At 66.0% G+C, this 25,482-nt stretch carries 20 protein-coding genes; 6 read left to right on the top strand and 14 right to left on the bottom strand.

Annotated elements, in window-relative coordinates:
* Positions 1-63: 63 nt before the first annotated feature.
* From secA to mtrA, 7 genes are all read right to left on the bottom strand, one after another.
* Positions 64-2,802: a preprotein translocase subunit SecA gene (secA, locus tag ACIQF4_RS02045; RefSeq protein WP_400514081.1), complete on the bottom strand. Its 2,739-nt coding sequence runs from the start codon at positions 2,800-2,802 to the stop codon at positions 64-66.
* A gap of 46 nt (positions 2,803-2,848) precedes the next feature.
* Positions 2,849-4,114: a DNA glycosylase AlkZ-like family protein gene (locus tag ACIQF4_RS02040; protein ID WP_350001782.1), complete on the bottom strand. Its 1,266-nt coding sequence runs from the start codon at positions 4,112-4,114 to the stop codon at positions 2,849-2,851.
* Positions 4,115-4,146: 32 nt separating this feature from the next.
* Positions 4,147-4,872, bottom strand: coding sequence for a ribosome hibernation-promoting factor, HPF/YfiA family (gene hpf, locus ACIQF4_RS02035; RefSeq protein WP_231455689.1), 726 nt, complete (start codon positions 4,870-4,872; stop codon positions 4,147-4,149).
* A 144-nt stretch (positions 4,873-5,016) separates the two neighbouring features.
* The gene (locus ACIQF4_RS02030) at positions 5,017-5,940 is read right to left on the bottom strand and encodes a ComF family protein (protein ID WP_400514079.1); all 924 of its coding nucleotides are present in this window, start codon (positions 5,938-5,940) and stop codon (positions 5,017-5,019) included.
* 104 nt (positions 5,941-6,044) lie between these two features.
* On the bottom strand, positions 6,045-7,763 hold the full coding sequence (locus ACIQF4_RS02025) for an LpqB family beta-propeller domain-containing protein (RefSeq protein ID WP_400514077.1): 1,719 nt from the start codon (positions 7,761-7,763) through the stop codon (positions 6,045-6,047).
* Positions 7,760-9,508 carry an MtrAB system histidine kinase MtrB gene (gene mtrB, locus ACIQF4_RS02020; RefSeq protein WP_400514359.1) on the bottom strand — a complete coding sequence of 583 codons (1,749 nt, stop codon included), beginning with the start codon at positions 9,506-9,508 and terminating at the stop codon, positions 7,760-7,762. The genes ACIQF4_RS02025 and mtrB overlap by 4 nt, the downstream gene beginning before the upstream one ends.
* Before the next feature lie 136 nt (positions 9,509-9,644).
* Positions 9,645-10,319: an MtrAB system response regulator MtrA gene (mtrA, locus tag ACIQF4_RS02015; RefSeq protein ID WP_400514075.1), complete on the bottom strand. Its 675-nt coding sequence runs from the start codon at positions 10,317-10,319 to the stop codon at positions 9,645-9,647.
* A 510-nt stretch (positions 10,320-10,829) separates the two neighbouring features.
* On the opposite strand from mtrA, the gene ACIQF4_RS02010 reads away from it, so the two are divergent.
* The 6 genes from ACIQF4_RS02010 to ACIQF4_RS01985 are packed head-to-tail and all read left to right on the top strand — an operon-like array spanning position 10,830 to position 16,827.
* A complete protein-coding gene (locus ACIQF4_RS02010; RefSeq protein WP_400514073.1) occupies positions 10,830-11,897 on the top strand; it encodes a hypothetical protein in 1,068 nt (355 codons plus the stop codon).
* Positions 11,887-12,594: a DUF4129 domain-containing protein gene (locus tag ACIQF4_RS02005; RefSeq protein ID WP_400514072.1), complete on the top strand. Its 708-nt coding sequence runs from the start codon at positions 11,887-11,889 to the stop codon at positions 12,592-12,594. Before ACIQF4_RS02010 ends, ACIQF4_RS02005 begins: the two co-directional genes overlap by 11 nt.
* Positions 12,591-13,784, top strand: a complete 1,194-nt coding sequence (locus tag ACIQF4_RS02000) for a DUF4350 domain-containing protein (protein WP_400514070.1) — start codon at positions 12,591-12,593, stop codon at positions 13,782-13,784. The genes ACIQF4_RS02005 and ACIQF4_RS02000 overlap by 4 nt, the downstream gene beginning before the upstream one ends.
* Positions 13,781-14,776: an AAA family ATPase gene (locus ACIQF4_RS01995; protein ID WP_400514069.1), complete on the top strand. Its 996-nt coding sequence runs from the start codon at positions 13,781-13,783 to the stop codon at positions 14,774-14,776. Before ACIQF4_RS02000 ends, ACIQF4_RS01995 begins: the two co-directional genes overlap by 4 nt.
* Positions 14,776-16,068: a DUF58 domain-containing protein gene (locus ACIQF4_RS01990; RefSeq protein ID WP_400514067.1), complete on the top strand. Its 1,293-nt coding sequence runs from the start codon at positions 14,776-14,778 to the stop codon at positions 16,066-16,068. Before ACIQF4_RS01995 ends, ACIQF4_RS01990 begins: the two co-directional genes overlap by 1 nt.
* A gap of 45 nt (positions 16,069-16,113) precedes the next feature.
* Entirely contained in the window at positions 16,114-16,827 is a 714-nt protein-coding gene (locus ACIQF4_RS01985) for a DUF4166 domain-containing protein (protein WP_400514065.1), read from the top strand.
* A 26-nt stretch (positions 16,828-16,853) separates the two neighbouring features.
* Here ACIQF4_RS01985 and ACIQF4_RS01980 read toward each other — a convergent pair whose 3' ends face one another.
* The 7 genes from ACIQF4_RS01980 to mnmA all read right to left on the bottom strand — a co-directional run bounded on the left by ACIQF4_RS01980 (position 16,854) and on the right by mnmA (position 25,406).
* Positions 16,854-17,921, bottom strand: coding sequence for a hypothetical protein (locus tag ACIQF4_RS01980; RefSeq protein ID WP_400514357.1), 1,068 nt, complete (start codon positions 17,919-17,921; stop codon positions 16,854-16,856).
* Between the two features lie 2 nt (positions 17,922-17,923).
* Positions 17,924-18,331 (bottom strand): chorismate mutase, encoded by a 408-nt coding sequence (locus tag ACIQF4_RS01975; RefSeq protein WP_231455704.1) that lies wholly within the window; start codon positions 18,329-18,331, stop codon positions 17,924-17,926.
* A gap of 105 nt (positions 18,332-18,436) precedes the next feature.
* Complete coding sequence (locus tag ACIQF4_RS01970; protein WP_400514063.1) at positions 18,437-20,161, bottom strand: ABC transporter ATP-binding protein; 1,725 nt, start codon at positions 20,159-20,161, stop codon at positions 18,437-18,439.
* The gene (locus ACIQF4_RS01965) at positions 20,158-21,171 is read right to left on the bottom strand and encodes an ABC transporter permease (protein WP_400514061.1); all 1,014 of its coding nucleotides are present in this window, start codon (positions 21,169-21,171) and stop codon (positions 20,158-20,160) included. The genes ACIQF4_RS01970 and ACIQF4_RS01965 overlap by 4 nt, the downstream gene beginning before the upstream one ends.
* Positions 21,172-21,173: 2 nt before the next feature.
* Positions 21,174-22,265, bottom strand: coding sequence for an ABC transporter permease (locus tag ACIQF4_RS01960; protein WP_400514059.1), 1,092 nt, complete (start codon positions 22,263-22,265; stop codon positions 21,174-21,176).
* Between the two features lie 141 nt (positions 22,266-22,406).
* Positions 22,407-24,041 carry an ABC transporter substrate-binding protein gene (locus ACIQF4_RS01955; protein WP_350001803.1) on the bottom strand — a complete coding sequence of 545 codons (1,635 nt, stop codon included), beginning with the start codon at positions 24,039-24,041 and terminating at the stop codon, positions 22,407-22,409.
* A 237-nt stretch (positions 24,042-24,278) separates the two neighbouring features.
* Positions 24,279-25,406, bottom strand: coding sequence for a tRNA 2-thiouridine(34) synthase MnmA (gene mnmA / locus ACIQF4_RS01950; RefSeq protein WP_350001804.1), 1,128 nt, complete (start codon positions 25,404-25,406; stop codon positions 24,279-24,281).
* Between the last annotated feature and the right edge of the window lie 76 nt (positions 25,407-25,482).

The following is a 25,482-nucleotide window of genomic DNA, read 5'->3' as shown; positions in this document are numbered from 1 at the left end:
CACCGTTCCCGGCCCTGCCAAAACCACTGTGAGCCCCAGCGCGGCTGGCAGCTCAGCCCTCGGTCAGCGGCGCTTCTTCTTGGCCGGACGTTTGGCCGCATCCTGTGCTGCCGCCTTGGCCGGGTTACCTGACCTGCCCGAGGAACGTGTCTCCACACGGGTCTGCGTTCCACCGCTTTCGCTGGGGGCGGTGTACTGCAGCTGGGCTGGTTTCTCCGGCGCTTCAAGCCCGGCAGCGTGAACCTGTGGCTGCACGTGCTCGGTGTGTTCGCCGGCGTCGTCCGCGACCACGACATCCTGTGCGGGGGTGACCTCAACTTCGAGATTGAACAGGAATCCGACGCTTTCTTCCCGGATAGCTTCCATCATGCCTTGGAAGAGAATGAAGCCTTCACGCTGGTATTCCACCAGGGGGTCGCGCTGGGCCATGGCGCGGAGGCCGATTCCTTCCTTGAGGTAGTCCATCTCATACAAGTGTTCCTGCCACTTGCGGCCGATGACGGAGAGGACCACGCGGCGCTCAAGTTCGCGCATGCTCTCGGAGCCAAGGGCCTCCTCCCGCGCCTGGTACACAAGCCGCGCGTCGGACAGCAGTTCTTCCTTCAGGAATTCCACCGTCAGCCTGGACTTGCCGCCGGCTTCCTCGATGATCTCTTCCGGCGTGACGCTCACGGGATACAGGGTCTTGAGGTTGGTCCAGAGCTGGTTGAAGTCCCAGTCGTCGCCGTTGCCTTCCGCCGTTGCGGCGTCGATGAGGGCGGTGACGGTGTCTTCGACGAAGAACTGGACCTTCTCGTGCAGGTCGTCGCCTTCCAGGATCCGCCGCCGGTCGCTGTAGATAGCCTCACGCTGGCGATTGAGGACGTCGTCGTATTTCAGGACGTTCTTGCGCTGTTCGGCGTTGCGGCCCTCAACCTGGCCCTGCGCCGAGGCGATGGCCCGGGACACGAGCTTCGATTCCAGTGCGACGTCGTCGGGCACGGAACTGTTCATGAGCCGCTCCGCGGCGCCCGAGTTGAAAAGCCGCATGAGGTCATCGGTCAGCGACAGGTAGAAACGGGATTCGCCGGGGTCACCCTGGCGGCCGGAGCGTCCGCGGAGCTGATTGTCGATGCGGCGCGACTCGTGGCGCTCTGTTCCAAGGACGTAGAGTCCGCCGAGGTTCAGGACTTCCTCGTGCTCGTCCTTGACCGACTGCTTGGCAGCTTCGAGCGCTGCGGGCCAGGCGGACTCGTACTCCTCGGAGTTCTCCTCCGGATCCAGCCCGCGCTTTGCCAGCTCGGCCACGGCGGTGAATTCAGCGTTGCCGCCAAGCATGATGTCCGTACCGCGGCCGGCCATGTTGGTTGCCACCGTGACGGCGCCCTTGCGCCCGGCCTGGGCGACGATGGCAGCCTCGCGTGCATGGTTCTTCGCGTTGAGGACCTCGTGCCGGATGCCTTCCTTGGCAAGGAGCCGGGAAAGGTATTCGCTCTTCTCCACGCTGGTAGTGCCCACCAGGACTGGCTGGCCCTTTTCATGCCGTTCGGCGATGTCCCGGACAACGGCGTCGAACTTTACCGTTTCGTTCTTGAAGACCAGGTCCGCCTGGTCGATGCGCTGCATGTCGCGGTTGGTGGGAATGGCCACCACGCCCAGCTTGTAGGTGCTCATGAATTCCGCTGCCTCGGTTTCGGCAGTACCGGTCATGCCTGAGAGCTTCTGGTACATGCGGAAGTAGTTCTGCAGCGTCACGGTGGCCAGGGTCTGGTTCTCGGCCTTGATCTCGACGCCTTCCTTGGCCTCGATCGCCTGGTGCATGCCCTCGTTGTAGCGGCGGCCGGCAAGGATGCGGCCGGTGTGCTCATCGACAATCAGGACTTCCCCGTCCAGGATGACGTAGTCCTTGTCCCGCTTGAAAAGTTCCTTGGCCTTGATGGCGTTGTTGAGGAACCCGATGAGGGGTGTGTTGGCAGACTCGTACAGGTTCTGGATACCGAGGTAGTCCTCCACCTTCTCGATGCCGCTCTCCAGTACGCCGACGGTGCGCTTCTTCTCGTCGACCTCGTAGTCCTTCTCAGGCTGGAGCCGGAGGACCACCTTGGCGAATTCGCTGTACCACCGGTTGGTGTCCCCCTGCGCCGGACCGGAGATGATGAGCGGTGTGCGGGCCTCGTCAATGAGGATGGAGTCCACTTCGTCAACAATGGCGAAGTGGTGCCCGCGCTGGACCAGCTCATTCTTGTCCCAGGCCATGTTGTCGCGCAGGTAGTCGAAACCGAACTCGTTGTTCGTGCCGTACGTGATGTCAGCGGCGTACTGCTGGCGCCGGACGGCGGGATCCTGGTTCGCGAGGATGCACCCGCTGCTCAGGCCCAGGAAACGGTAGACACGTCCCATCAGGTCCGACTGGTATTCAGCGAGGTAGTCGTTCACGGTGATCACATGGACGCCCTTGCCGGTGAGCGCATTCAGGTAGGCGGGAGCGGTCGCCACCAGGGTCTTGCCTTCACCGGTCTTCATCTCTGCGATGTTGCCCAGGTGCAGCGCGGCGCCGCCCATCATCTGGACATCGAAGTGGCGCATGCCCAAGGTACGCGAGGAAGCTTCCCGGACGGCGGCGAACGCTTCCGGAAGCAGGTCATCCAGCTTCTCCCCGTCCTGGTGCCGCTCCCTCAGCCGGTCGGTTTCCTCCCGGAGTTCGGCGTCCGTGAACGTCTTGAACGAATCTTCCAGGGCATTGATGGAGTCGGCATAGTTCCGCAGTTGCCGGAGGGTTTTTTTATCACCGGTGCGGAGAAGTTTTTCGATAAGTGATGCCACGTGAAGATGCTCCCAGTCTTTGCCGCCGAATTCTGGCGTTTTTAGTCTACGGGAGAGACACCGCCGAGGCGCCCGCTTGTTCCCTCAGAGCGGAGTCCGCTCCCCTGCCTACAGCGTGGGCGAGGCTGCCTGCAAGGTCGCCAACGGGGAAAACCTCAACGTCGGGCAGGCCCAGCCAGCCGGCCATGAGCCAAAGCTCCGCAGCAAGTTCAACGGCGGTGTCCGGCGGGGCGCCCGGTTCCGCGAAGGAGGACCTTACCAGCAGCTTCCCTTCTTTCCGGTCGGCCTTGAGGTCCACCCGCGCCACGATGCTTTCCCGGAGGAGGAAGGGCAGGACGTAGTAGCCGAAGCGTCTTTTGTGTTCAGGTGTGTAGATTTCGATCCTGTAGTGAAAGCCGAACAGTTCCTCAAGCCGCCGGCGTTCGAAGACCAGTGAATCGAAGGGGCTCAGCAGCGCACGGCCCGTCGCCCGTCGGGGCATTTTCGCGTCGACGTGGCGGAAGACGGCACGGTCCCAGCCGGCCACGGTCACCGGTTCCAGCCTTCCGCGCTGCACAAGATGTCCGACGGCGGCCGCTGCCTCTTTGACAGGCGTGCGGAAGTAGTCCGCGAAGCAACGTACGGTGCCGATGCCGTGGGCCTGCGCGGCGGCGTCGATCAGGCGTTGCATCGCCTCGGCTGCCGCGTCGGCGCCTGTTACCTGGATGGGAGGCTGCGGCAACACTTTGGGAGCCAGCGCGTACCTCCGCTCGAACTGCTCCGTCCGCGATGCAGCTGACACCAGGCCCTCCTCAAAGAGGTGCTCCAGGACCCTCTTCACCGCATTCCAGTTCCAGCCCCAGTTCACTGTCTGCGTTTCCTCAACGTGCCCTATCCGGGCGGTCAGCTCGGCAGCGGTCAGGGGGCGCGACCGGGCGAGGGTGTCGAGGATACGCCCGGAGATGTCGGCACGAAGTGCGGGGTCCATACGGGAGGCACCCACCCAGGACCGCTTCTGCCATAAGAGGAGGTCCGCATAGTGTTCCGGCCGGATGTAGCTGGCCTCATGTGCCCAGTACTCCACCATGCGCCGCGGATGAACGGCGGACATCCGCTGGAGGATCGTGCGGTCGTAATTGCCGAGCCGGGAAAAGAACGGAAGGAAGTGGCTGCGGGCTACAACATTGACGGAATCGATCTGGACAAGCTGGATCCGGGCAAAGGTGCGGCCCACCGTCCGTGATGTCACGGGGCCGGCGGGCCGTCCTTTATCGAGTCCCTGAGCTGCCAAAGCGATCCGCCGTGCCTGGTCCAGGCTCAGCGTTGCCGGCACATCAGTCCTCTCTGTTGATGGTTTTCACCACCCTAGGCATTGGCCGGGGTGTCGTCCGAACGGTAGGCAAGGACTTTTTCCTCCACCACTGTGTCACCGGGTTCGCATTCGTGGTCCAGGGTGATCACGCCGTAGGTCCAGCCGCGGCGGCGGTACACGACCGATGGCGTGTTAGTGGCCTTATCCACGAAAAGGTAGAAATCGTGGCCAACGAGCTCCATGTTGTCCACGGCATCATCGAGGGAAAGCGAAGCGGCCGGGAAGACTTTCCGCCGGATCAGGACCGGGGAATTGCCGGCCGGGATGTCGTTTTCGACATCGTAGGGAGACTTGTCGTCAGGGGCAGCAGCAGCCTCGTTCCGGTGGCTTGCCTCTACGTAGAGGGGCTCGTTCGGGCTGGCGGGCTCGAGGGAGGCGGTAGCTTCGCGGACAGCTTTGGGTGTGTGCCGTCCATGGTGGACCTTCTTGCGGTCCTTGGCGCGCCGGAGGCGTTCGAGCAGCTTGTTGTAGGCGAGGTCGAATGCTGCGAACTTGTCAGCGGCGCTGGCCTCAGCGCGGATCACGGGCCCCCTGCCCAGGACTGTCACCTCAACGGTCAGCTGATCGCCGGTCTGCCGGGCATTGGTCTCCTTGGAGACTTTCGCATCGACCCGCTGGACCTTGTCTCCAAGCGATTCGATTTTCGAGATCTTTTCCCCGGCGTATTCGCGGAACCGGTCTGAAACTGTCAGATTTCGTCCGCTGATCATAAACTCCATGGTGCCCTCCAAATGACTTCGGTGACACGACGGCGGCGCTTCCCTGGGCCGATCTGCCTGACAGTCGAGCCCCTCTCCGAGCCGCCATCGAAAGGTACATTCTGTTCTTGGTACCCACCACCGACGTTAGTTCATAGGCACCCGTTATTCATCCTTTCCCGGTTTATTTTTTTCTAAGTCATGGCAGGTTCCGCGGGTCTGCGCGGCCGCTGCGGCGTAGCCGTCGGCGTCCGGCGGGCGTGTCGCCGCGAGGACGACGGCGCCCGCCACCTGCGCCCCGGCCGCATGAAGGGCCCGGGCTGCTTCAGCCAGCGTAGCCCCGGTGGTCAGGACGTCGTCGACGATGACGCAGGGGTACCCGGCGACCTTGTTCCGGGCCCGCCGGCGGACCCGCATGGAGCCGCGCACCCGCTTTGCCCGGGCACCACGGCCAAGGCCTTTCTGCCCGCCGGACAGCAGCAGGCCCGGCCCGCGTGTTTTGGTGAGGACATCTGCAACACCCAGCCCCGGCAGCTGTCCTGGCGTGCCGCCCAGGAGCAAATGAACAGGGCTGAACCCCCGGTTCAGGTACGCCGCGGCGCCGGTAGGGACGGGGACCAGGAAGAATTCTCCTGCACCTTCCGCAGCGGCACGGACCGCGCCGCCCAGCGCGCGCCCCAGGCTTCCCTTGAGCTGGTGCTGGCCATGCCTTTTGAAGGAGAGCAGCGCTTGGGAAAGTTCTTCGCGGTAGACGCCGGCGGCAACCACGGGAAGCAGCACCGTCCCCGCCACGTCCATAAGCGCCGGGGCTGCGCTCTCCGCACGGAACGGGTTCGCGGTGAGCCGCCGGATGTTGCGGTCGCACCGGATGCAGAGCGCCCGGTCTTCCGCACCGCAGCAGACGCAGTCCACGGGAACTGCCAGGGAAAGCAGGTCAGCCGCCGCGCCCGCCAGCTGGTCCAGGGAGCGCAGGACCCTGCTGCCGTGCTCCGCACGGTGCCTGGCGCTGTATCCGGGCGGCGGGGCCAGGTCAGGGTCCAGCCGCAAGGGTGTCCCGGCGCTGTCACGCAGTCCTGCTCTGGTGGCCATTCCTTGACTGTCCTCCGGCCGGCGGCTCCGGGACAGCACCTACCTGCGTTATGTGGACAAGGCCCGGTCCTGCCGGGCCCCGCGCCGCTCCACGCAGATGGTGGTCAGCCTGGAAAGGATGGATCGGTAGGCCCCTTAATCTGCGGTGACCAGCCGTTCCCCAGTCGCTGGAAGATGCCCTCAGCTGACTGGGCATAGATGTCCTCAGGACCGTTCCCCGCGCTCAAGGCGACGAGGCCTGGCCAGGGCGCCAGCTGTTGCGGCTGCCCGGAGGCGAGTGACAGCAACTCCGGCGTCACGTTTGATGCCGCCGACCCCTTCATGACTGCGATTGTTGTGTCGGAGACCCACGCGCCCTGGTCGGGCTCGCTGCCGGTTGCCAAAGTAACGGGTGGTGTCAGCTCACGGGGCGTCCCGTCGCCGCCGCGGATTATGCCGGTCACCTGCACCCGGGTCTTTCCGTTCTGCTCCGAAATCACCAGGGCACGGACCCCTTCCCTGGAAATCCTGAACTCCTTGACGGTCCGCCCGGCCAGCCAGGCCGGCGTCAGGGTGACGGAGGGCACGGTGGCGCCCTCGGCAATACCCTCCGGGCGGTAAGCCACCACTTCGGTGCCCCCCGTTGCTCCGGGCCCGGCCGACCAGACCCATTCATTAAGCCCGAAGGACGGCCTGCTCAGGGTGCTCCTCGTGGTGAGCGCCCGGGCCGGTTGCCCGGGGCTGATGCTGTACAGGGTGGTGCGGCTGTCATTGAGGAAGGCCGCAGTCTGGGACACGGGAGATTCCGCGGGAAGCCTGGGGTTGAGGGAGGAGACGGGCTGCATGTCGGGCAGCGGCGAAACCCTGTTGTTTTCATACCGCACCAGCTCGTTGCCGCTGATGGCTATCTGGCGGGAGGGCACGTTCTTGTCCTGCACAGGCGGAAGCACGGATCCGTCGTCTTCCACCCGCACGAGGTCCTGGTTTGCCCGCAGTTCGACATTGACGACGTCGGGCTGGCTGCGGAAAGTCAACGTCAGCTGCATCTGCATCCGCAGCCTGTCCTCCGGCGACGTTTCCATCAGTTCTTTTGCAGTGAGGTCCACCTGCGCCGCGCCGGAAACGACCGGGACCGACTCACGGGCCAGCTTGATGCCGGAAGGAAAGGCGCTTGCGACGGCGCCGCGCAGGTAGGGTGCCGGCCCCGCCAGCAATGCACTGGTCATCGCTTTGACGGTCTTGTTCTTGATGAACCAGCGGACGTCCGGGACTGCGAACGTAAAGGAGGGGTCGTAGAAATAGATTGGGTAGGCACCGTAGATGACCTTGAAGGTTTCCTCCGCGATGGCGGTGCCGTCCGGAATGTCGGAGATCCTCCATTCACCTTCCACCTGGGTGACGGTCACTGGGATGTTTTCAATCGTTCCCTGCGGCGACTGAGTGGCAATGCCGTCTGCGTCCACCGTGTAGGCGACGTCAAGCTCGTAGTTGTAGACGTTCTCGGTGGCGGTCGCCACCACCCGCGCCTCCCGGTAAACGAGGGCACGCTGGTCCGGTTTCCACGACACGGAGGAGGCCTGCGTCAGGTACTGGCGGGCCACGGCGTAATCGTCTTCGTAGCCGCTTCCGGCCCGGTAGAAGTAATCGATGATGGTCTCTGGCGAGGCGCCCGGCTGCGGCGCCGCCGGCAGGAACACCGGCGCGCTGAGGTTGCCCGCGCTGCCCTCACTGCTTTTGCCCACCGGCCCGGACGTGGGAATCCTGGCGCAGCCCGCCATCAGGACGAGCAGGAGGACCAGCAGGGAGGCAGACAGTTGTGCCCGGCGGCTGGCGCAGCTTGTCATGTTCCCTCCTCGGGGGCAGGCCCTGTTCCGGCCGGGGCGCGTGTTCCCAGGACCAGCATGTTGCCGTTCCCCTGTTCTCCAGGCATCACAATGTCCTCCGGCTCAAGCTGGACCGGCGATTTGTCGATTTCTTCCCCTTGGCGCAAGGGCAGCGTCAGGCGGAAGTTCGCCCCGCTGCCCTTCTTGCCCCAGGCCTGGAGCCAGCCGTTGTGCAGCTTGGTGTCCTCCATGGCGATGGACAGGCCCAGGCCGCTTCCGCCGGTTGTTCGGGCACGTGCGGGGTCGGCCCGCCAGAAACGGTCGAAGACGCGCGCCGCCTCTGCGGGCGCCATTCCGATCCCATGGTCACGGACGGCGATTCCGACGGCGGTCTGGCTGGCTCCAACTGTGACAGTGACCGGCTTCCCTTCGCCGTGCTCCACCGCATTAAGGATCAGGTTCCGCATGATCCTGTCGATGCGCCGGGCGTCCATCTCCACGATGATGGCACCCTCCGGCGCCCTGAGGACGATCTCCGAACCGTATTCCGCAGCTACCGGTGCTGCGCCCTCGATGGCATGGGTGACCACCTGCAGGATGTCCTCCGCCTCGGCGTCGAGCACTGCCACGCCGGCGTCGAAGCGGGAGATTTCGAGCAGGTCCGACAAGAGTGACTGGAAGCGTTCAACCTGGTTGTAGAGCAGCTCGGCGGAGCGCTTATTGATGGGATCGAAGTCGTGCCGCGCGTCGTAAAGGACTTCCGCCGCCATCCGCACCGTGGTCAACGGCGTGCGCAGTTCGTGGGAGACGTCGGAGACGAATCGCTGCTGCATCTGCGAGAGGGTCGCCAGCTGGGTGATCTGCTCCTGGAGGCTGGCTGCCATGTGGTTGAAGGATGCCCCCAGACGCGCAACTTCGTCTTCGCCCCGGACCACCATCCGTTCCTGCAGCTGGCCGGCGGCGAGTTTCTCGGACACCATGGCGGCATGGCTGACGGGGCTGACCACGTTGCGGGTGACGTACCAGGCAACGGCGCCGATCAGCAGGACAAGCACCGCGCCGCCGGCCCACAGGACGCTCTGGATCTCGTCCAGGGTCTGCTGTGCGGAGTTCAGGTCGTAGATGAGGTAGAGCTCATAGACGGTGCCGTTAAAGGTCACCTTGTTCCCCACTGCAATGCCGGGGCGGTCTTCGGTGCCCACCGGAATGACGGTGGAGGCCCAGTACTGGTCCTTACCCGACTCCTGCACTGCCTTGCGCAGTTCAGGCGGGATGACGCTCACAGTCAGCTGGTCAGAGGCCCGGGATTCGACCCAGCGGTTCCTGGGCTTGGTCTGCTCCGGCATGGCCTCAAAAACGTACCTTCGCTGGATGACCGAGCCGCGCCCTTCCACCGCGTTCAGGGTGTCGTACACCAAAGTGATGACACTGGCCTGGTCGGTGACCTGCGCGCCGTCGAACGTGTCCTGCACCTGCTTGACGTGGTAGCTGGTCTCCGACTCAGCCTGGGCCAGACGCTCTTGGAAGAGGTTGTTGGCGATCTGGTTGGACAGGTAGGCCCCCACAACCGCGAAGGAGGTAACGGCAAGGAGGAGCGTGGTGAGGACTGTCCGGAACTGCAGTGACCGGCGCCACCGCCGGTGAAGGGACCGGCCGATGAACCGCAGCGCCGGCAGGAATCGCCGGAATCCGGTCCTGACCAGCCGTGCGACCCGCAGGCTGACGATCAGGGCACGCCGCTGCCAGAGGTGGGAGCGGAACGTCAGGCGCCGGAGGCGGGCAGTGACGGCGTCGGTGTGTTCGGGCCCTGGAGGCAGGCCCGCCCCACCGCCATGCCCGGAAGCGGAACTCCCAGCGGGAGCGGGCGCGCCCGTATCCGGTGCACCGTCCTGCGCCGCGGGTTCAGGCCCCTGCTTTGTAGCCGACACCACGCACCGTCAATACGACTTCCGGAGCTTCCGGATCCTGTTCGATCTTGGACCGGAGGCGCTGGACATGGACGTTCACGAGGCGCGTGTCGGCAGCATGGCGGTAGCCCCAGACCTGCTCCAGCAGCAGTTCCCGGGTGAACACCTGCCATGGTTTCCGGGCCAGGGCCACCAGGAGGTCGAATTCCAGGGGCGTCAGCGAAATCCGGTTGTTGCCCCGGCTCACGGTGTGCCCGGCAACGTCGATGGTGATGTCGGCAATGCGCAGGGTTTCCGGAGCCTTCTGGTCGCCCGGGCGGAGCCGGGCCCGCACGCGCGCCACCAGTTCGGCAGGCTTGAAAGGCTTGGGCACGTAGTCGTCTGCACCGGATTCAAGTCCCCGGACGACGTCGGACGTGTCCGACTTGGCGGTGAGCATGACGATGGGCACATCCGACTCTCCCCGGATCTGCCGGCAGACCTCGATGCCGTCCACGCCCGGAAGCATGAGGTCCAGCAAAACAAGGTCCGGCCGCGATGACCGGAAAACATCGAGCGCCTGGGCGCCGTCCGCGCAAAAGACCGGCTCAAAGCCGTCGTTGCGAAGGACAATTCCAATCATTTCGGCCAGCGCTTCATCATCATCTACCACCAGAATGCGTGCCTTCATAGTTATATATTCCCTTATCAGGATGGCTTTGTCCTGTTCAGCGCCCTCCGGCATGGCGGGCGCTAGGATGCCCGACGCCGGAACTATAAGCTGGTGCCACGCCGGACGTTCAGAGCGACATGCGGGAGTTGCGGAAGCGGCGCCAGGCCGACGGCGGACTGCATGGGGGGAAGGAACATGGTGTCACCAAAGGATTCGGACGCGGAGGAGCCCCGCGACCCCGGCCTGCCTGCATGGCGGCAGGCTCCGGAGCAGCACCCGCCTTCGGGAGGGCAGCAACCCTGGGGGCCACCGCCGGATCGGCAGCAACCCTGGGGCGCGCCAGCGGATCAGCAGCAACCCTGGGGTCCACCGCCGGATCAGCAGCACCTTTGGGGGCCGCCGGCGTGGCAGCAATCGTGGGGCCAGCCCGGTCCGGCATACCCGGGCCCGCCGCGGGCGCAACCTCCCAACGCCGGCTATCCCGCCGGCTATCCCCATGGGGGCTCCCCCTACGGCCAGCCACGGTATGTGGCTCCGCCCAAGCCGGGCATCGTCGCCCTGCGCCCCCTGATGTTCGGCGAGATCATGGACGGTTCCTTCCAAACGATCAGGCGGAATGCAAAAGCCATGCTGGGTGCTTCCCTCCTGGCCCAGTCCCTTGCCGCCATCCTGACGGCTGTCCTTACGGCCGCCACAGCCACATCGGTGGGCTCCATCGAGGCCTGGGCGGAAAGCGCCAGCCCCGCCGACCTCACATCGCTCGGCCTGGGCTTCGTTGCCGCCATCATGCTGGTTGCTGTCCTGACCATCTTCCTGGCCTCAGTCCTGCAGGGCGCCATGGTGGTGCCGGTGGCGCGGTCCATCCTGAACCGTCCCACCGGTTTCCGCCAGATGTGGGCCCTGGCCAGGCCGCGGGTGGGAGCACTGATGCGGCTGGCGGCACTGCTGATGGTTGCCGGCCTTCTTGGCATCCTCATCCCGGCAGCGGCAACCGTCGCACTGATAGCCAGCATGGAGCGGATAGGCATCCTGCTGCTCATCCCCATGTTCCTCGGCTTTGTTGCCCTGTTCGTTTGGATCTACATCAAACTTCTGGTGGCCCCGGCCGCCGTCGTCATTGAAGAACTGGGCGCCCTGGCCGCCCTGCGCCGGTCCTGGGAACTGACCCGGGCCAACTGGTGGCGGATCCTTGGAATCACCCTAGTGGTGGGCATCATGGTGGGCGTCATCAGCCAGGTGGTCATGATCCCGGTGAGCCTTGTGCCTCCGCTGATGGCGGGCTTCCTCTCACCCCACGGTGGTGCCGGGCAGGACGTAGCCATTGCCGTCGGCGTCGGAATCGTCACCGCAGTCCTGGGTGCACTTGCAGGAGCGTTGGGTTACGCCTTCCAGACGTCCGTCATGGCGCTGATCTACATGGATCTCCGGATGCGGAAGGACGGACTGGATATCGCGCTGCTCCGCATGATGGAGTCCGGCGCGGATCCGGACGGCATCCCGGGCCGTAGCCAGGGAACCGCCCGGACCGGAGGGTACGCCGGTGGCTGGAACCCCGGCCCCGGGCCTGCGCCAAAGGCATGGCCGGATGGCCGCTGAACCGCCGGTGCTGCCCGGCGCCGAGGAAGCCCGACGCTGGGCAGCAGAGGAGCTTTCGCAACCTGAATACCGTGACGCCGCCCCGCCTTGGGTGGAGACGCTTTGGGAGGACTTCCTGGATTGGCTTTCGTCCCTGGACGGGTCGCCCGATCCGTCCAGCACGGTGCCAAGCCCCGTCATTGGAGTGGTGATCGCAGTGATCGTCGTGGCCGCGGTGATCATTGCCAGGCCCCGCCTGAACCACAAGGCGCGGCAGGCTAACGAGGTGTTCGGTACCGAAAGCGTCCTGGCAGCGGGCGACTACCGGCGGCGCGCTGAAAATTCCGCAGCGAATGGAAGGTGGGCAGACGCCGTCGTGGACCGTTTCCGGGCCCTGGTCCGCTCTGCCGAAGACCGCACCATCCTGGACCCCCAGCCGGGGCGGACGGCCGATGAAGTAGCCCGGGACCTGGCTCTTCCCTTCAGCGCCGAAGCCCAGCGCCTGGGCTGGGCGGCAGGCACCTTCGACGCTATCCGCTATGGAAACAGGGCGGCGGACGGGGCAGACTACCGGGCGATGGCCGGCCTGGACGACGCGCTCGAAGCCCTCAAGCCCATCCGCAGCCCGGACCACCAGCAGGAAAGCCGCCGGGACGGAAGCCACCAGGACGGAAGTAACCAGGACCTCGGAGTATCGCATCCGGCGGCCCTGCCATGACCGGCGCAACTCCGGCTTCCACACTTCATGAAAGCCCCGACGCGGAGCCGGCTCCCCTCCGCAGGACAGGGTGGCTCCGGCGGCACCGTGCAATTGCGGTATTCAGCGCAGTGGTGGCTGCCGCGCCGGGACTTGTCCTCTGGGCTCAGCTCAGTCCCAAAGGCGACGCCGTTCCGTTGTCGGTGCACAACGCCGGTCCCGGGGGTGCCCGCGCCGTCACGCAGATCCTGGGAAGGCACGGCGTTGCGGTCCAGGATGCAGGAAGCTACGAAGCAGCCATGGCAGCGCTGCAGGCGGGTTCCTCCCCCACCCTGCTGCTCTACGACAGGAACGGCTTCCTGGACGGGCCCCGTCTCCTCAACCTGGCGGCGTCCGCGCAGAGGATGGTGGTGGTATCCCCGAGGCTGCAGACCCTCGACGGCCTCGATGCCGGCATCCGGCAGGCCGGAGTTGTGCCGGACGCCTCTCCGGTGCTGGAGCCCGGGTGCAGCCTGACTGACCCGCAAGCCGCAGGTACGGTTTCCGGGGAGTCCGGCTTCCTGTACGACGGCGGGACGTCCTGCTACCGGCCGGACGGTTCCGGTGCCGGACTCGTTGCCGCCAGCAGCGACGGCCGGCTCATCGTCGTCGGCAGCACCGCCGTCTTCAGTAACGGAGAGCTGGACAGGCTGGGGCATGCCGCGCTGGCCATCCGGACCCTGGGCCCGTCCCCGGACCTTGTTTGGTACATCCCAACCCTTGAAGACCTGGAAACCGAGGGCCGGCCCGAGAGCCTGGATGAGCTGGCCCCCGACTGGGCGCGCTTCCTTGGCCCGTGGCTCGTCCTGGTTGCCCTGGCGGCAATAGCCTGGCGTGGCAGGCGCCTTGGCCCTCTGGTGTTTGAGCCTTTGCCGGTTGTGGTCAAGGCAGCGGAGACGGCCGAGGGCCGGGCACGGCTTTATCAAGACTCCCGGGCCGTGGACCAGGCCCGGGACAACCTCCGGGCCGGTACCCTGGTGCGGCTTTCCGGGCATCTGCGGACCGGGCCAGGGGCCACTGCCGGCCAGGTCATCGAAGCAGCCGCGCAGCACCTCGGCAGGCCGGCCCGGGATATCCGCGAACTCGTTAATGAACGTCCCGGCACCGAGGCGAGGCTTGTGGCCTGGTCGCGCGAGCTGGACACCCTAGAGAAAGAAGTCAAGAGCCGATGAGCGAGCAAGGCAGCAGCCCCCGGGTCCTGGACCACATGGACCACGATTCCGCCCGGCAGGCCCTTTTGGACGTGCGGCACGAGGTAGCCAAGGCCGTGGTGGGGCAGGACGCCACCGTCACGGGGCTGCTGATTGCGCTCCTCTCCCAGGGGCACGTGCTGCTTGAGGGCGTCCCGGGCGTCGCAAAAACCCTGCTTGTTCGTGCGTTGTCCGCAGCCCTGAGCCTGGACACAAAGCGCGTGCAGTTCACGCCGGACCTCATGCCCGGTGACGTGACGGGATCCCTGGTCTACGACTCGCACACCTCAGAATTCACGTTCCGCGAAGGGCCGGTATTCACCAACATCCTGCTGGCGGACGAGATCAACCGCACGCCGCCCAAGACGCAGGCATCCCTGCTCGAGGCCATGGAGGAACGGCAGGTTTCAGTGGACGGGGTGTCCCGTCCACTGCCCGCACCTTTCCTCGTGGCTGCCACCCAGAACCCGGTGGAGTACGAAGGCACTTATCCCCTGCCCGAAGCACAGCTGGACCGCTTCCTCCTCAAGCTGACCATGCCGCTGCCCGGACGCCAGGATGAAATGGAAGTCATCCGGCGCCATGCTGCCGGCTTTGATCCGCGGGACCTCACAGCGGCCGGGGTCCGCGCAGTAGCGGGCGCGGCAGACCTGGCCAAAGCCCGGCAGGCGGTGGCTTCGGTGGCGGTGGAGCCGGAAATCATCGCTTACATCGTGGACCTGGTGCGGGCCACCCGCTCTGCCCCGTCCTTCCTGCTGGGAGTCTCGCCCCGTGGGGCCACTGCCCTGCTGAACACGTCCAGGTCCTGGGCCTGGCTGTCAGGCCGGAGCTTTGTCACCCCGGACGATGTCAAGGCCCTCGCCCTCCCCTGCCTGCGGCACCGCGTGGCGCTCCAGCCGGAAGCCCAGATGGACGGGGTCCGGGTGGATGACGTGCTGGGCAGCATCCTGGCTTCCGTTCCCGTGCCCCGCTGATGGCCATCTCCGGCCGTTTCGTGCTCCTGGTTCTGCTGGGTGTGGTGCCGGTCCTGGTGCTGCCCGGCTGGGGAACGGTGCTGTTGGTGGCCGGGCTGCTGACGGTTCTTGCCGCCGTCGACCTTCTGGCAGCGGCTCCGCTGCGGACGGTCAGCGTCCAGCGCACGGAGCCCGGAAACGTTACGCTGCATGCGGCCGTGGCCGCCGGGCTGAAAGTCCGGAACGACGGCGGCCGCCGGCTCCGCGGAGTCCTGCGCGATGCCTGGCAACCCTCGGCCGGAGCGGAGAATCCGGTCCAGGACGTTGAGGTTCCGGCCGGCGAGGGCAGGCGCGTCACCGTCCGGCTGCGGCCCGTCCGGCGCGGAGACCTGCGGGCACCGCACGTCACACTCCGGTCTTTCGGCCCCCTGCTGCTGGCTGCGCGCCAGCGGACCATCGATTGCCCCGGGTCGCTGCGGGTGCTGCCTCCTTTCCACTCCCGCCGGCACCTGCCGTCCAAGCTGCGGAAACTGCGCGAGCTCGACGGCGAGGCCGCGGTACAGATCCGCGGGGCGGGCACCGAGTTCGATTCCCTGCGGGACTACGTCCGCGGCGACGACGTCCGGTCGATTGACTGGCGGGCCACGGCACGCCGGTCCGCGGTGGTGGTACGCACGTGGCGGCCGGAACGCGACCGCCGTGTGGTCATGGTTCTTGATACCTCGAGGACGTCCGCAGCCAGGATCGACGACGAAACCCGCCTGGATACCGGCATGGAAGCGGCGCTCCTGCTGGGCGTCCTCGCGGAGCGCGGCGGGGACCGGGTGGATTTCCTTGCCTTTGACCGCCGGACACGCACCCGGGCAGGGTCCGGCGGGCAGGGAAACCTCCTGGGACAGATGGTCCAGGCCATGGCACCGCTTGAGCCCGACCTCATCGAGATGGACTGGCCGGCCGTCCCGGCGCAGGTCCGCGCCGTGTCCGCGCACCGGTCCCTCGTTGTGCTGCTCACGTCGCTGGACGGCGGCGCACCCGAGGAAGGCCTGCTTCCCGTTGCGGCCCAGCTGGCCCGGCAGCATGTGGTGGTGGTTGCGGCGGTCCGGGACCCGCAGCTGGGAACCATGCTTGGGGAACGCGACGACGCCACCGGTGTCTTCCGGGCCGCAGCGGCAGAACGGGCGCTCCTGCAGCGTGCGGCGATCAGCGCAGAGCTCCGGCGGCACGGCGTGTCAGTGGTGGATGCCGAACCCCACCAGCTGCCGCCCCGGCTGGCGGACATGTACATCAGGCTCAAGGCTGCCGGTACATTGTGAAACCACAGCACCTTGTTCCAGCCACATTCCCAGCAGGAGGTTCCCATGAACAGTCCCATCTACCAGCAGGCCCTCGGCGCGGACTTTTCGCGCCTGCAGCCCGAGCTGCAGGACTACTTTTCCCTGGTGCCCGGCTCGGGCCGGTACGGCGTCGGTGAAGGAACGTTCGACGTCGTGGGCTGCCGGCAGGAGTGGCTACGGCCTTTGCTGCGGCTCACCAGCGGGGAGGAAGCGTTCTTTCCCGAGTACGGCGAAAATATTCCGTTCCGCATCGAAAACCACGCCCACCAGGACCCCTTTGGCCGCTCCAGCCTTACGGCGCGCCGTGAGATCCGGTTCCCGGGGCGCACCCGCATCTTCCAGGACACCACAAGCGCCACCCGCCGGGACGGAGCGCCCCAGCTGGTGGATTACGTGGGCCGGTACCGGCGGCTGGTCACCGACCTGAACCTGAGCGTCACGGCGGAGGGCAGGCTGCGGGGCGTATCGGAAGCATCACGGCTCCTCCTGGGCCCCCTGCGCATTCCGCTTCCTGCCGCCCTGGACGCCAAAGCCTACGCCGAACAGTGGTGGGACCCGGCAGAAGGACCCGCCGGAAAGCACCGGATACAGGTGAAGGTCATCCAGCCGCAGATCGGGCTGGTCCTGGTCTACGCCGGCAGTTTCGACTACCGGCTGCGCCCCTACACCGGCGGCAGTTCAGCCCACAGCTTCCTGCCACGCTACGCGCAGCCGGACCGCTGGGAGAACCGGGTCTGACAAACCCCTGGCGGAAGCCGCGCCGGCTAGCCCTGGGCGAGCTGGTTTAGCCCGTCCGCAAGCTGGGTGAGCCTGCCCAGCACGGCGGTGGCCTGCGATGGAGAGCCGCCGGCAAGCCCGGCCGAGGGTGTCACCCGGATGGAGGCCAGAGTGTCTGCCGGCAGCCCCAGCTGCCGCCAGGGCCGCCACACTGCCTCCGCTGATTCAGCGACCTTGGGCAGCGGCCCGCCGCCTGCCTCCAGCGCGCCGAGCCAGAGGCGTGCGCCGGATTCCGCTGCTCCAGCCAGCTGCTCCCACTGCCGCGAGGTCAAGGCCTTCAGCGGAACAGCGATGCCGTCCGCCCCGGCAGCCAGGATCTGCTCGAAGGGCGCCTCCACCTCCGGAACAGAAATGACTGTTTCGACGGCACCCGCGGCCCGCAGGGCGTCAAGGACCACCCGCCATGATTCGCGTGCTTCGGATACCGGCACCGCCCGGAGGGTACGGTAGCCGCTGGAGGTTGGAATGGTGCCGGCCAGCACCGCGGCAATGTCCGGTTCGTCCATCTGGACTACCAGGCGCGCGCCCGGCACGGCGGCCGCCACCCGGGAGAGGTATGCCCCTACCCCGGCGGCAAGCGAGGCTGCAAGGTCCCGCCGGGCACCGTAGTCGAGGAGTGCCCGCTCGCCGTTGTGCAGGTGGAGCCCCGCCGCCAGGCTCAGCGGCCCTACCAGCTGGACCTTGATCTCCGTGGCAGGGTTCTCCTCGGCACCGGCCACGTCCGCAAGGACGTTGATGTCCGTCGCCAGGGCTGACGCGGCGCGGCGGAAGTCCTTGCCGGGACGGTCAACCAGCCGCCACCCATACGGCTGGACGTCAACGGCCAGCTCCGCAAGGAGGGAGGCCGTGCGCCCCAGGGCATCGGACCCAACTCCGCGGTCCGGCAGTTCGGCGAGGAACGGCAGGTGCGGGCTGCCGAGTTCGCCCCGGATGATCCTGGCCGCCTCGACGGGGTCTTCGCCCGGCCACGGTCCCAGCGCGGTGGCCGTTACTTCACGGGGTGGAGCCGGCGCCTGCGACGAAGTGCCGGCGCGGAATTCATGCCTTTCAACCATGCTCACGCGAGGGCTGATGCCTGCGGGTGCTGGCCCGAGGCAGCCTCATGGTCTTCGGCGATGGCCTCGTGGTGCCTGATGACTTCGCCAATGATGAAGTTGAGGAACTTCTCGGCAAAGGCCGGGTCCAGGTGGGCGTCCTCGGCAAGGCGGCGAAGCCTGGCGATCTGCGCGGCCTCGCGGCCGGGATCCCCGGCGGGCAGCCGGTGGGCGGCCTTGAGGAAGCCCACCTTCTGGGTGGCCTTGAAGCGCTCCGCCAGCAGGTAAACCAGGGTGGCATCAATGTTGTCGATGCTCGAACGGATGGAGAGCAGTTCAGCCATCACCGACTGGTCCACCTGGTCCGCCAGCGAACTGGCTGAGGGGTCGTAGTCATCGGAGTCAGGGGTGTGAAGGTTGTGCTGCGTCATGTTTCAAGTCTATGGGCAGGCACCGGAATCATCCGGGTGTTAAGCGCCGGTGCCGGTATCCGGCACCGGCGCTTAGAGTCCCAACGCCGGCCTGCGGCTTAGCGCTCAGATGCCAAGCAGCGCGCGGTGCGCTTCCCTCCGCCTCGCCTGTTCATCCGGATCGGGCACCGGCAGGGACGCGATGAGCCGCCGCGTGTAATCGTGCTGCGGGTTTCCCATCACCTGGCTGCCGATCCCCTGCTCCACCAGCCGGCCTTTGTACAGGACGCCCACCCACGAGGACAGCGTGTCCACCACCGCGAGGTCGTGGCTGATGAACAGGCAGGCGAAGCCAAACTCCTGCTGGATGTCCCTGAACAGTTCCAGGACCTTGGCCTGCACCGAAACGTCCAAAGCCGACGTTGGCTCATCGGCTATCAGCAGCCGCGGATTCAGGCTTAGTGCCCGTGCCAGCGACGCCCGCTGGCGCTGGCCGCCGGACAGTTCGTGCGGGTACCGTCCTGCGTACGACGCCGGCAGCTGGACTGATTCGAGGAGCTCGCCCACGCGTTTGCGCGCCTGCGCCGGGCTTGGCTTTGTGTGGATGACCATGGGTTCTGCGATGCAGTCCCCGATGGTCAGTTGCGGGTTGAAGGAGGCAGCAGGGTCCTGGAACACAAAACCGATGTCCTTGCGGAGCGGTTTGAAGGTGCGTTCCTTGAGGTTCAGCATCTCGTACCCGAGCACTTTCAGGCTGCCGCCCGTGGTCCGGTTCAGCCCGGCAATGGCGCGTCCGATGGTGGTCTTCCCGGAGCCGGATTCCCCGACCAGCCCGAACACCTCACCCCGGGACAGGGTGAAGCTGACCCGGTCCACGGCCTTGAAGGCGGGCGTTCCCAGCCTGCCCGGGTACTCGATGGACAGGTTGTTGGCCTCCACCAGGATTTCCTCATCCTGGTGGGCCCGGCTGCTGAGCCCTCCGGAGGCGGAGTTCCGCCCGAGGTGGGGAACCGCAGCAAGGAGAGCCCGGGTGTAGTCCTGCCGCGGTTCTGCGAACAGGGTCCGGGCCGGGGCTTCCTCCACCACGTCCCCCTGGTACATCACCACCACGCGGTCAGCGAGGTCCGCCACCACCCCCATGTTGTGCGTGATGAGCACAATGGACGTACCGTACTTGTCCCGCAGGTCCCGGAGCAGTTCCAGGATTTCCGCCTGGACGGTAACGTCCAGGGCAGTGGTGGGCTCGTCGGCGACAATCAGCCCGGGGTTCAGGGCCAGCGCCGCAGCGATAACCACCCGCTGCTTTTGGCCGCCGGAGAACTGGTGCGGGTAGTAGTTGACCCGGTGTTCCGGATCGGGGATGCCCACCTTGCGCAGCGCCTCGATGGCCCGGGATTTGGCTTCTTTGGCCGGGACCCGCTTCCCGTCGCTGCCTGCATGGGCCCGGATGCCTTCTGCGATCTGCCAGCCCACGGTGAACACCGGGTTCAGCGCGGTGGACGGTTCCTGGAACACCATGGCAACGTCCCGGCCGCGGATCTGGCGCAGCCGTGCCGCGCTGACGCTGATGACGTCGGCCCCGTTGATCACCACCGCCCCGGAACTGCTGGCCGTTTCGGGAAGAAGGCCCAGAATGGTCTTGGCGGTGACAGTCTTGCCGGATCCGGACTCCCCTACGATCGCCAGTACCTCCCCCTTCCGGACCTCCAGGCTGACGTCCTTGACTGCATGGACTGGCCCACCGTCAGTGGCGAACGTGACCTGGAGGTGGTCGATGTCGAGAACGGGACGGCCGTCGTCGGGCTCCCCGTTGGAGTTCCGCCCGGACAGCGGATCGATGTTGACGGTCATGATGTCCTCACTTCGGTTGCGATCCCGGCGCTGTCCACCGGCGCCGGGGAGCTGCTCCCCGTGCTCTTGCGGCCGCGGAGGCGCGGATCGTTCAGGTCGTTGATGCTCTCGCCCACCAGGGTCAGGCCCACCACGGTCAGCACGATGGCCAGGCCGGGAAACAGGCCCGTCCACCAGATGCCGGACGTGGTGTCGGCGAGCGCCTTGTTGAGGTCGAAGCCCCACTCCGCCGCGGAACTGGGTTCGATGCCGAAGCCGAGGAAGCCGAGGCCAGCCAGGGTGAGGATGGCTTCGGAAGCGTTCAGGGTAAAGATCAGCGGCAGTGTCCGGGTGGCGTTGCGGTAGATATGGCGGGTCATGATGCGGATGTTGGACGCTCCCACCACTTTGGCGGACTCCACGAACGGCTCAGCCTTCAGCCTGACGGTCTCTGCCCTGATGACCCGGAAATACTGCGGAATGAAGACCAGCGTGATGGCAGTGCCGGCAGCGAAGATGCCGCCGGTGAGGCTGGATTGTCCGCCGCTGATGACGATGGCCATGACAATGGCCACCAGCAGCGAGGGAAAGGCGTACACGGCATCGGCGATGACCACCAGGATCCGGTCAAGCCACCCGCCGAGGTAGCCGCTGACCAGGCCAAGGACGACGCCGATGACGATTGACATGGTCACGGCGACGACGATCACCAGGATCGCCGTCTGCGCCCCCCAGATGACCCGGGACAGGACGTCGTAGCCGCCCACTGTCGTCCCCAGGAGGTGTTTGCCTCCGGGGGCCTGCTGCGTGGGGAAGTTGCCGTCGGCGTCGGAAAGCTGCGAGAAACCGTACGGTGCCAGCAGCGGTGCGAAAAGCGCCGTTAGGACGAACAGGCCGGTGAGGATCAGTCCGGCCACCAGCATGCCGCGCTGGAGGCCGACGCTTTTGTTGTAGTGCGAGACCACCGGAAGGCGGCGGTACCAAGGGGCCCGCGGGCTTTCCATCGGGACGGGAACGGCCGGAATGCTCATGGTCAGTACCTCACGCGGGGATCGATCAGCGCGGCGATGATGTCCACGATGAAGTTGGTCATGGCCACGATGATGGCGAGCAGCACCACGATGCCCTGGACGGCCACGAAGTCACGGGCCGTGAGGTAATTGGCGAGCTGGAATCCCAGGCCCTTCCACTCAAACGTCTTTTCGGTCAGCACCGCGCCGCCGAGCATCACTGCTATTTGCAGGCCCATCACCGTGATGATGGGTATCAGGGCTGGCTTGTAGGCGTGCTTGGTGACCAGGCGGTATTCGCTGACACCCCTGGACCGGCCTGCCTCAATGTAGTCCCTGCCGAGTGTGCCGATGACGTTGGTCCGGACGAGGCGGAGGAAAATGCCGGCTGTCAGCAGCCCCAATGCCACCGCGGGCAGCACGGCGTGGGCCATGACGTCTCCGAGGGCGGCCATGTTGCCGCTTCGAAGCGCGTCGAGCCAGTAGATTCCGGTGGGCGCTTCCAGGGACGTCAGGGCAAGTTCGCTGGACGTCTTTGCCCGCCCTGCCACCGGCAGCCAGCCGAGCCAGACGGAGAAGGTCAGCTTCAGGAGCATGCCGGCGAAGAACACAGGGGTTGCGTAGCAAAGAATGGCGAAGACGCGCAGGACGGCGTCCGGTGCCTTGTCCCGGCGGTGGGCGGCCACCATGCCCAGGGGAATGCCGACCAGGAGGGCGACGAGCAGCGCGTTGATGCTCAGCTCAAGGGTGGCCGAACCGTAGGTGGTGAGCATTTCGACGACGGCGCGGTTGTCCGTGAGCGTCCGTCCGAAGTTGCCGGTGGCCAGCTGGCCGAGGTACTCGAAATATTGGACCAGGATGGGCCGGTCGTAGCCGGCGGCCTGGATCCTGTCCTGGAGCTGGTCCGCCGGCAGGCGCCCGCCCATGGCTGCGGTGATGGGGTCACCGGTGATCCTCATCAGGAAGAAGACCATGGTGACCAGGATGAAGATGGTGGGGAAGATCAGCAGGAAACGGACCAGGATGTATTGTCCCAGTCCGCCGCCGGAAGATTTTTTGGCCGCCGGGAGCAGGCCGTCCGCGTCAGTGGGTGGCGCGTCGATCAATGTAGTCATGGGTGCCTCAGGTTGTCTTTGCGGTGCCCGCGGTGGGCCGGCACCGCTTCCCGACCAGCACGCGGGGCGGGACACGTGCACCTGGCATCAGGTGCACCGTGTCCCGCCCCGTGTGCGGTCAGAGCCGGATGTGCGGTGGACCTACTTGGACATCACGCCAAGACGGGTCTTGAACGAGGCATCGAGGGTCTTTTCCACTCCCTGGACATCCGTTCCGGCCACCATGACCTGGGCACCCTGCAGCAGCGGCAGCGTGGAAAGGTCCTTGGCGATGGCTTCCTGGGCCTCGCCCAGGAGTTCGCTCCGCTCCGCCTTGTCCGCGGTGACCAGCTGCTTCTTGACAATGTCCGTCACGGCCGGGTTCTCGTAATGGTTGCCGAGGAAGTTGCCCGGGATGAAGAACGGCGTCAGGTAGTTGTCCGCGTCCGAATAGTCCGGGAACCAGCCCAGCTGGTACACGGGGTACGCGTCGGCCCGGCGTTCCTTGGTGTAGGTGGTCCATTCGGTGGACTTGAGGTCGACGGTGAAGAGCCCTGACTTTTCGAGCTGTTCCTTGACCAGGGCGTATTCATCGGCCGCGGAGGTGCCGTAGCGGTCCGTGTACTGCAGCTTCACGTCGACCACCGAGGTGATGCCGGCGTCGGCCAGGACCTGCTTTGCCTTGTCCAGGCTCGGCTTGCCGCTGCCGTCGCCGTAAAGGCTCTTCAGCGGCTCCGTTGCGCCTTCGAATTCCTTGGGCACATAGGAGTAGACCGGGGTGTAGGTGTCCTTGAAGACCTGCGAGGCAATGACGTCGCGGTCAACCAGGTGGGCTATGGCCTGGCGTACGGCGAGGGCCTTGGCGGGATCGGCTTCCGGGGTCTTCGCACCGAACGGCATGGTGTCGAAGTTGAACACCATGTAGCGCAGTTCCCCGCCGGGGCCCTTGTGGACCTTCACCTTGTCGTCGCTCTCGAGGTCTGCGACGTCGGTCGCGGTAAGGATCCGCCCGGCGACGTCGATGTTGCCCTGCTGGACGTCGAGCTTCAGGTTGTTCGGGTCAGCGTAGTGCTTGAGGGTGGCACCGTCGTTGGCCGCAGCACCCAGCATCCCCTGGTAATCCGGGTTGGGCTTGAAGCTCACCAGTTCGTTCTTCTTGTAGCTTTCGATGGTGTACTGGCCGGCGAAGGGTTTGGCCGCGACGATGGCGTCGTCGTCCATGATCTTGTCTGCCGGGAAGACTTCCTCGTCCACGATCGGGCCCGGGTTGGAAGCGAGGACGCCCGGGAACACCTGGTCGTTGCCGGCGGCAAGGGTGAACACCACGGTGTTGGCGTCCGTCGCCTCGATCTTCTCCATGTTGGAGAGCAGGGACGCCGGCCCGTTGGGGTCATCGATCGATTTGACCCGGTTGAACGAGAACACCACGTCGGAGGAATCCAGCGTGTTGCCATTGGCGAATTTCAGGCCGGGCTTGAGCTTCACCGTGTATTCAGTGGGGCTGGTGAAGGAAGCCGACTCGGCGATGTCCGGGGCGGCATCGGCGGTGCCGGGCTTGTAGTTGAGCAGGAAGGGATAGATCTGGTTCATGACCATGAAGGATCCGCCGTCGTAGGACCCGGCCGGATCCAGGGTGACCACTTTGTCCGTGGTGCCGTACGTGATGGCACCACCCCCTGCATCGCCGGTCGAGGTCCCGCCGCCTCCGCCTGAGGGGCCCGTGCAGGCCGTCAGTGCGAGGGCGGAAACGCCTGCCAGCGCGATTGCGCCGTGCAGTGCTTTATTGCTCTTCGTCATCTGTGAACTTTCTGTTCGATGAGTGCGCGCCCGCCGACCGCTGATGGGTGCATTTGCTCAGGCGGGAAGCGCGCGGTGCTGATGCCTAGATTCAATCAGAGAGTCAACACTCAGACCGGCCCATTTTGTGAGTTGAGACACAAAATTTACCTGATTGCTCTGCAGCGCCCGGGAACCGGCGGCACAACCAACAACACCGCCCCGGCGGAACCGGGGTGGTGTTGTTGTACTGATGGATTAGAGCTCGGCGCGCTGAAGCGAGCGGGCAGCGTCAATCGTCGCCTGGCCCAGCACCCGGCTGCCCTGGTAGAGGACAACAGTCTGCCCGGGCGCCACCCCGCGGAGGGGGTCTGTCAGCCGGACCACCAGCTGCCCAGTTGAATGCCCGGCCGTCTCCATGCGGGCCGTCGCGGGGACGGGGTCGCCGTGCGCCCGGACCTGGGCGTAGCAGTCGAACTCCTCGCCGGTTTCGACTTCCCTGATGGGCAGTCCTGCCCAGGAGACCTTGATGCCCCGGATTTCGTCGATCGCCAGCAGGGCCTCGGGGCCCACCACCACCTTGTTCTCCTTGGGCCGGATCTCCAGGACGAACCGGGGCTTGCCGTCGGCTGCGGGTGTGCCCAGTTTCAAACCGCGGCGCTGGCCCACGGTGAAGGCGTTGGCACCCGGGTGCTCCCCGACCTTCGTGCCGGTTTCGTCCACGATGTCCCCGGTGGACATGTCGATTTTTTCGGCGAGCCATCCTGCGGTGTCGCCGTCGGGAATGAAGCAGATGTCGTGGCTGTCCGGCTTGTTGGCCACCGAGAGCCCCCGGCGCTCGGCTTCCGCACGCACTTCAGCCTTGGAGGGGGTGTCGGCCAGCGGGAACATGGAGTGTTTGAGCTGCTCGTGCGTCAGGACGCCCAGGACATAGCTCTGGTCCTTCGCCCAATCCGCAGCACGGTGGAGCTCGCGGTTGCCGTCGGCATCCTCGATGACCTTGGCATAGTGTCCGGTGCATACAGCATCAAACCCCAGGGCGATGGCCTTTTCCAGGAGTGCGGCAAACTTGATCCGCTCGTTGCACCGCATGCAGGGGTTGGGGGTGCGGCCGGCCGCGTACTCATCGATGAAGTCCTGGACGACGTCTTCCTTGAACCGTTCGGAGAAATCCCAGACGTAGTACGGGATGCCCAGGACGTCGCATGCGCGCCAGGCATCGCGGGAGTCCTCGATGGTGCAACAGCCGCGGCTTCCGGTGCGCAGCGTTCCGGGCATGCGTGAGAGCGCCAGGTGGACGCCGACGACGTCGTGCCCCGCCTCGACGGCGCGGGCGGCGGCAACGGCGGAATCGACTCCGCCGCTCATGGCTGCTAGAACTCGCATGGTGGCTTTCTGTTGGGGAAGGTCCGGCTCTGGCCGGTGCCGGCGGACGCACTGGATTACAGGAAGGCAGGCTCCC

Source organism: Pseudarthrobacter sp. NPDC092202 (assembly GCF_044755505.1).
In the GTDB taxonomy this organism is placed as follows: domain Bacteria; phylum Actinomycetota; class Actinomycetes; order Actinomycetales; family Micrococcaceae; genus Arthrobacter.
The sequence above is the reverse complement of the archived record's forward strand: the minus strand, read 5'-3'. Positions and strand labels throughout refer to the sequence as shown.

Bases quoted from the DNA above. Each gene is read 5' to 3' on its own strand.
- hpf (WP_231455689.1), bottom strand. From the start codon at position 4,872: ATGGAGTTTATGATCAGCGGACGAAATCTGACAGTTTCAGACCGGTTC.
- ACIQF4_RS02030 (WP_400514079.1), bottom strand. From the start codon at position 5,940: ATGGCCACCAGAGCAGGACTGCGTGACAGCGCCGGGACACCCTTGCGG.
- ACIQF4_RS02025 (WP_400514077.1), bottom strand. From the start codon at position 7,763: ATGACAAGCTGCGCCAGCCGCCGGGCACAACTGTCTGCCTCCCTGCTG.
- mtrA (WP_400514075.1), bottom strand. From the start codon at position 10,319: ATGAAGGCACGCATTCTGGTGGTAGATGATGATGAAGCGCTGGCCGAA.
- ACIQF4_RS02005 (WP_400514072.1), top strand. From the start codon at position 11,887: ATGGCCGCTGAACCGCCGGTGCTGCCCGGCGCCGAGGAAGCCCGACGC.
- ACIQF4_RS02000 (WP_400514070.1), top strand. From the start codon at position 12,591: ATGACCGGCGCAACTCCGGCTTCCACACTTCATGAAAGCCCCGACGCG.
- ACIQF4_RS01995 (WP_400514069.1), top strand. From the start codon at position 13,781: ATGAGCGAGCAAGGCAGCAGCCCCCGGGTCCTGGACCACATGGACCAC.
- ACIQF4_RS01990 (WP_400514067.1), top strand. From the start codon at position 14,776: ATGGCCATCTCCGGCCGTTTCGTGCTCCTGGTTCTGCTGGGTGTGGTG.
- ACIQF4_RS01985 (WP_400514065.1), top strand. From the start codon at position 16,114: ATGAACAGTCCCATCTACCAGCAGGCCCTCGGCGCGGACTTTTCGCGC.
- ACIQF4_RS01980 (WP_400514357.1), bottom strand. From the start codon at position 17,921: ATGGTTGAAAGGCATGAATTCCGCGCCGGCACTTCGTCGCAGGCGCCG.
- ACIQF4_RS01975 (WP_231455704.1), bottom strand. From the start codon at position 18,331: ATGACGCAGCACAACCTTCACACCCCTGACTCCGATGACTACGACCCC.
- ACIQF4_RS01970 (WP_400514063.1), bottom strand. From the start codon at position 20,161: ATGACCGTCAACATCGATCCGCTGTCCGGGCGGAACTCCAACGGGGAG.
- ACIQF4_RS01965 (WP_400514061.1), bottom strand. From the start codon at position 21,171: ATGAGCATTCCGGCCGTTCCCGTCCCGATGGAAAGCCCGCGGGCCCCT.
- ACIQF4_RS01960 (WP_400514059.1), bottom strand. From the start codon at position 22,265: ATGACTACATTGATCGACGCGCCACCCACTGACGCGGACGGCCTGCTC.
- ACIQF4_RS01955 (WP_350001803.1), bottom strand. From the start codon at position 24,041: ATGACGAAGAGCAATAAAGCACTGCACGGCGCAATCGCGCTGGCAGGC.
- mnmA (WP_350001804.1), bottom strand. From the start codon at position 25,406: ATGCGAGTTCTAGCAGCCATGAGCGGCGGAGTCGATTCCGCCGTTGCC.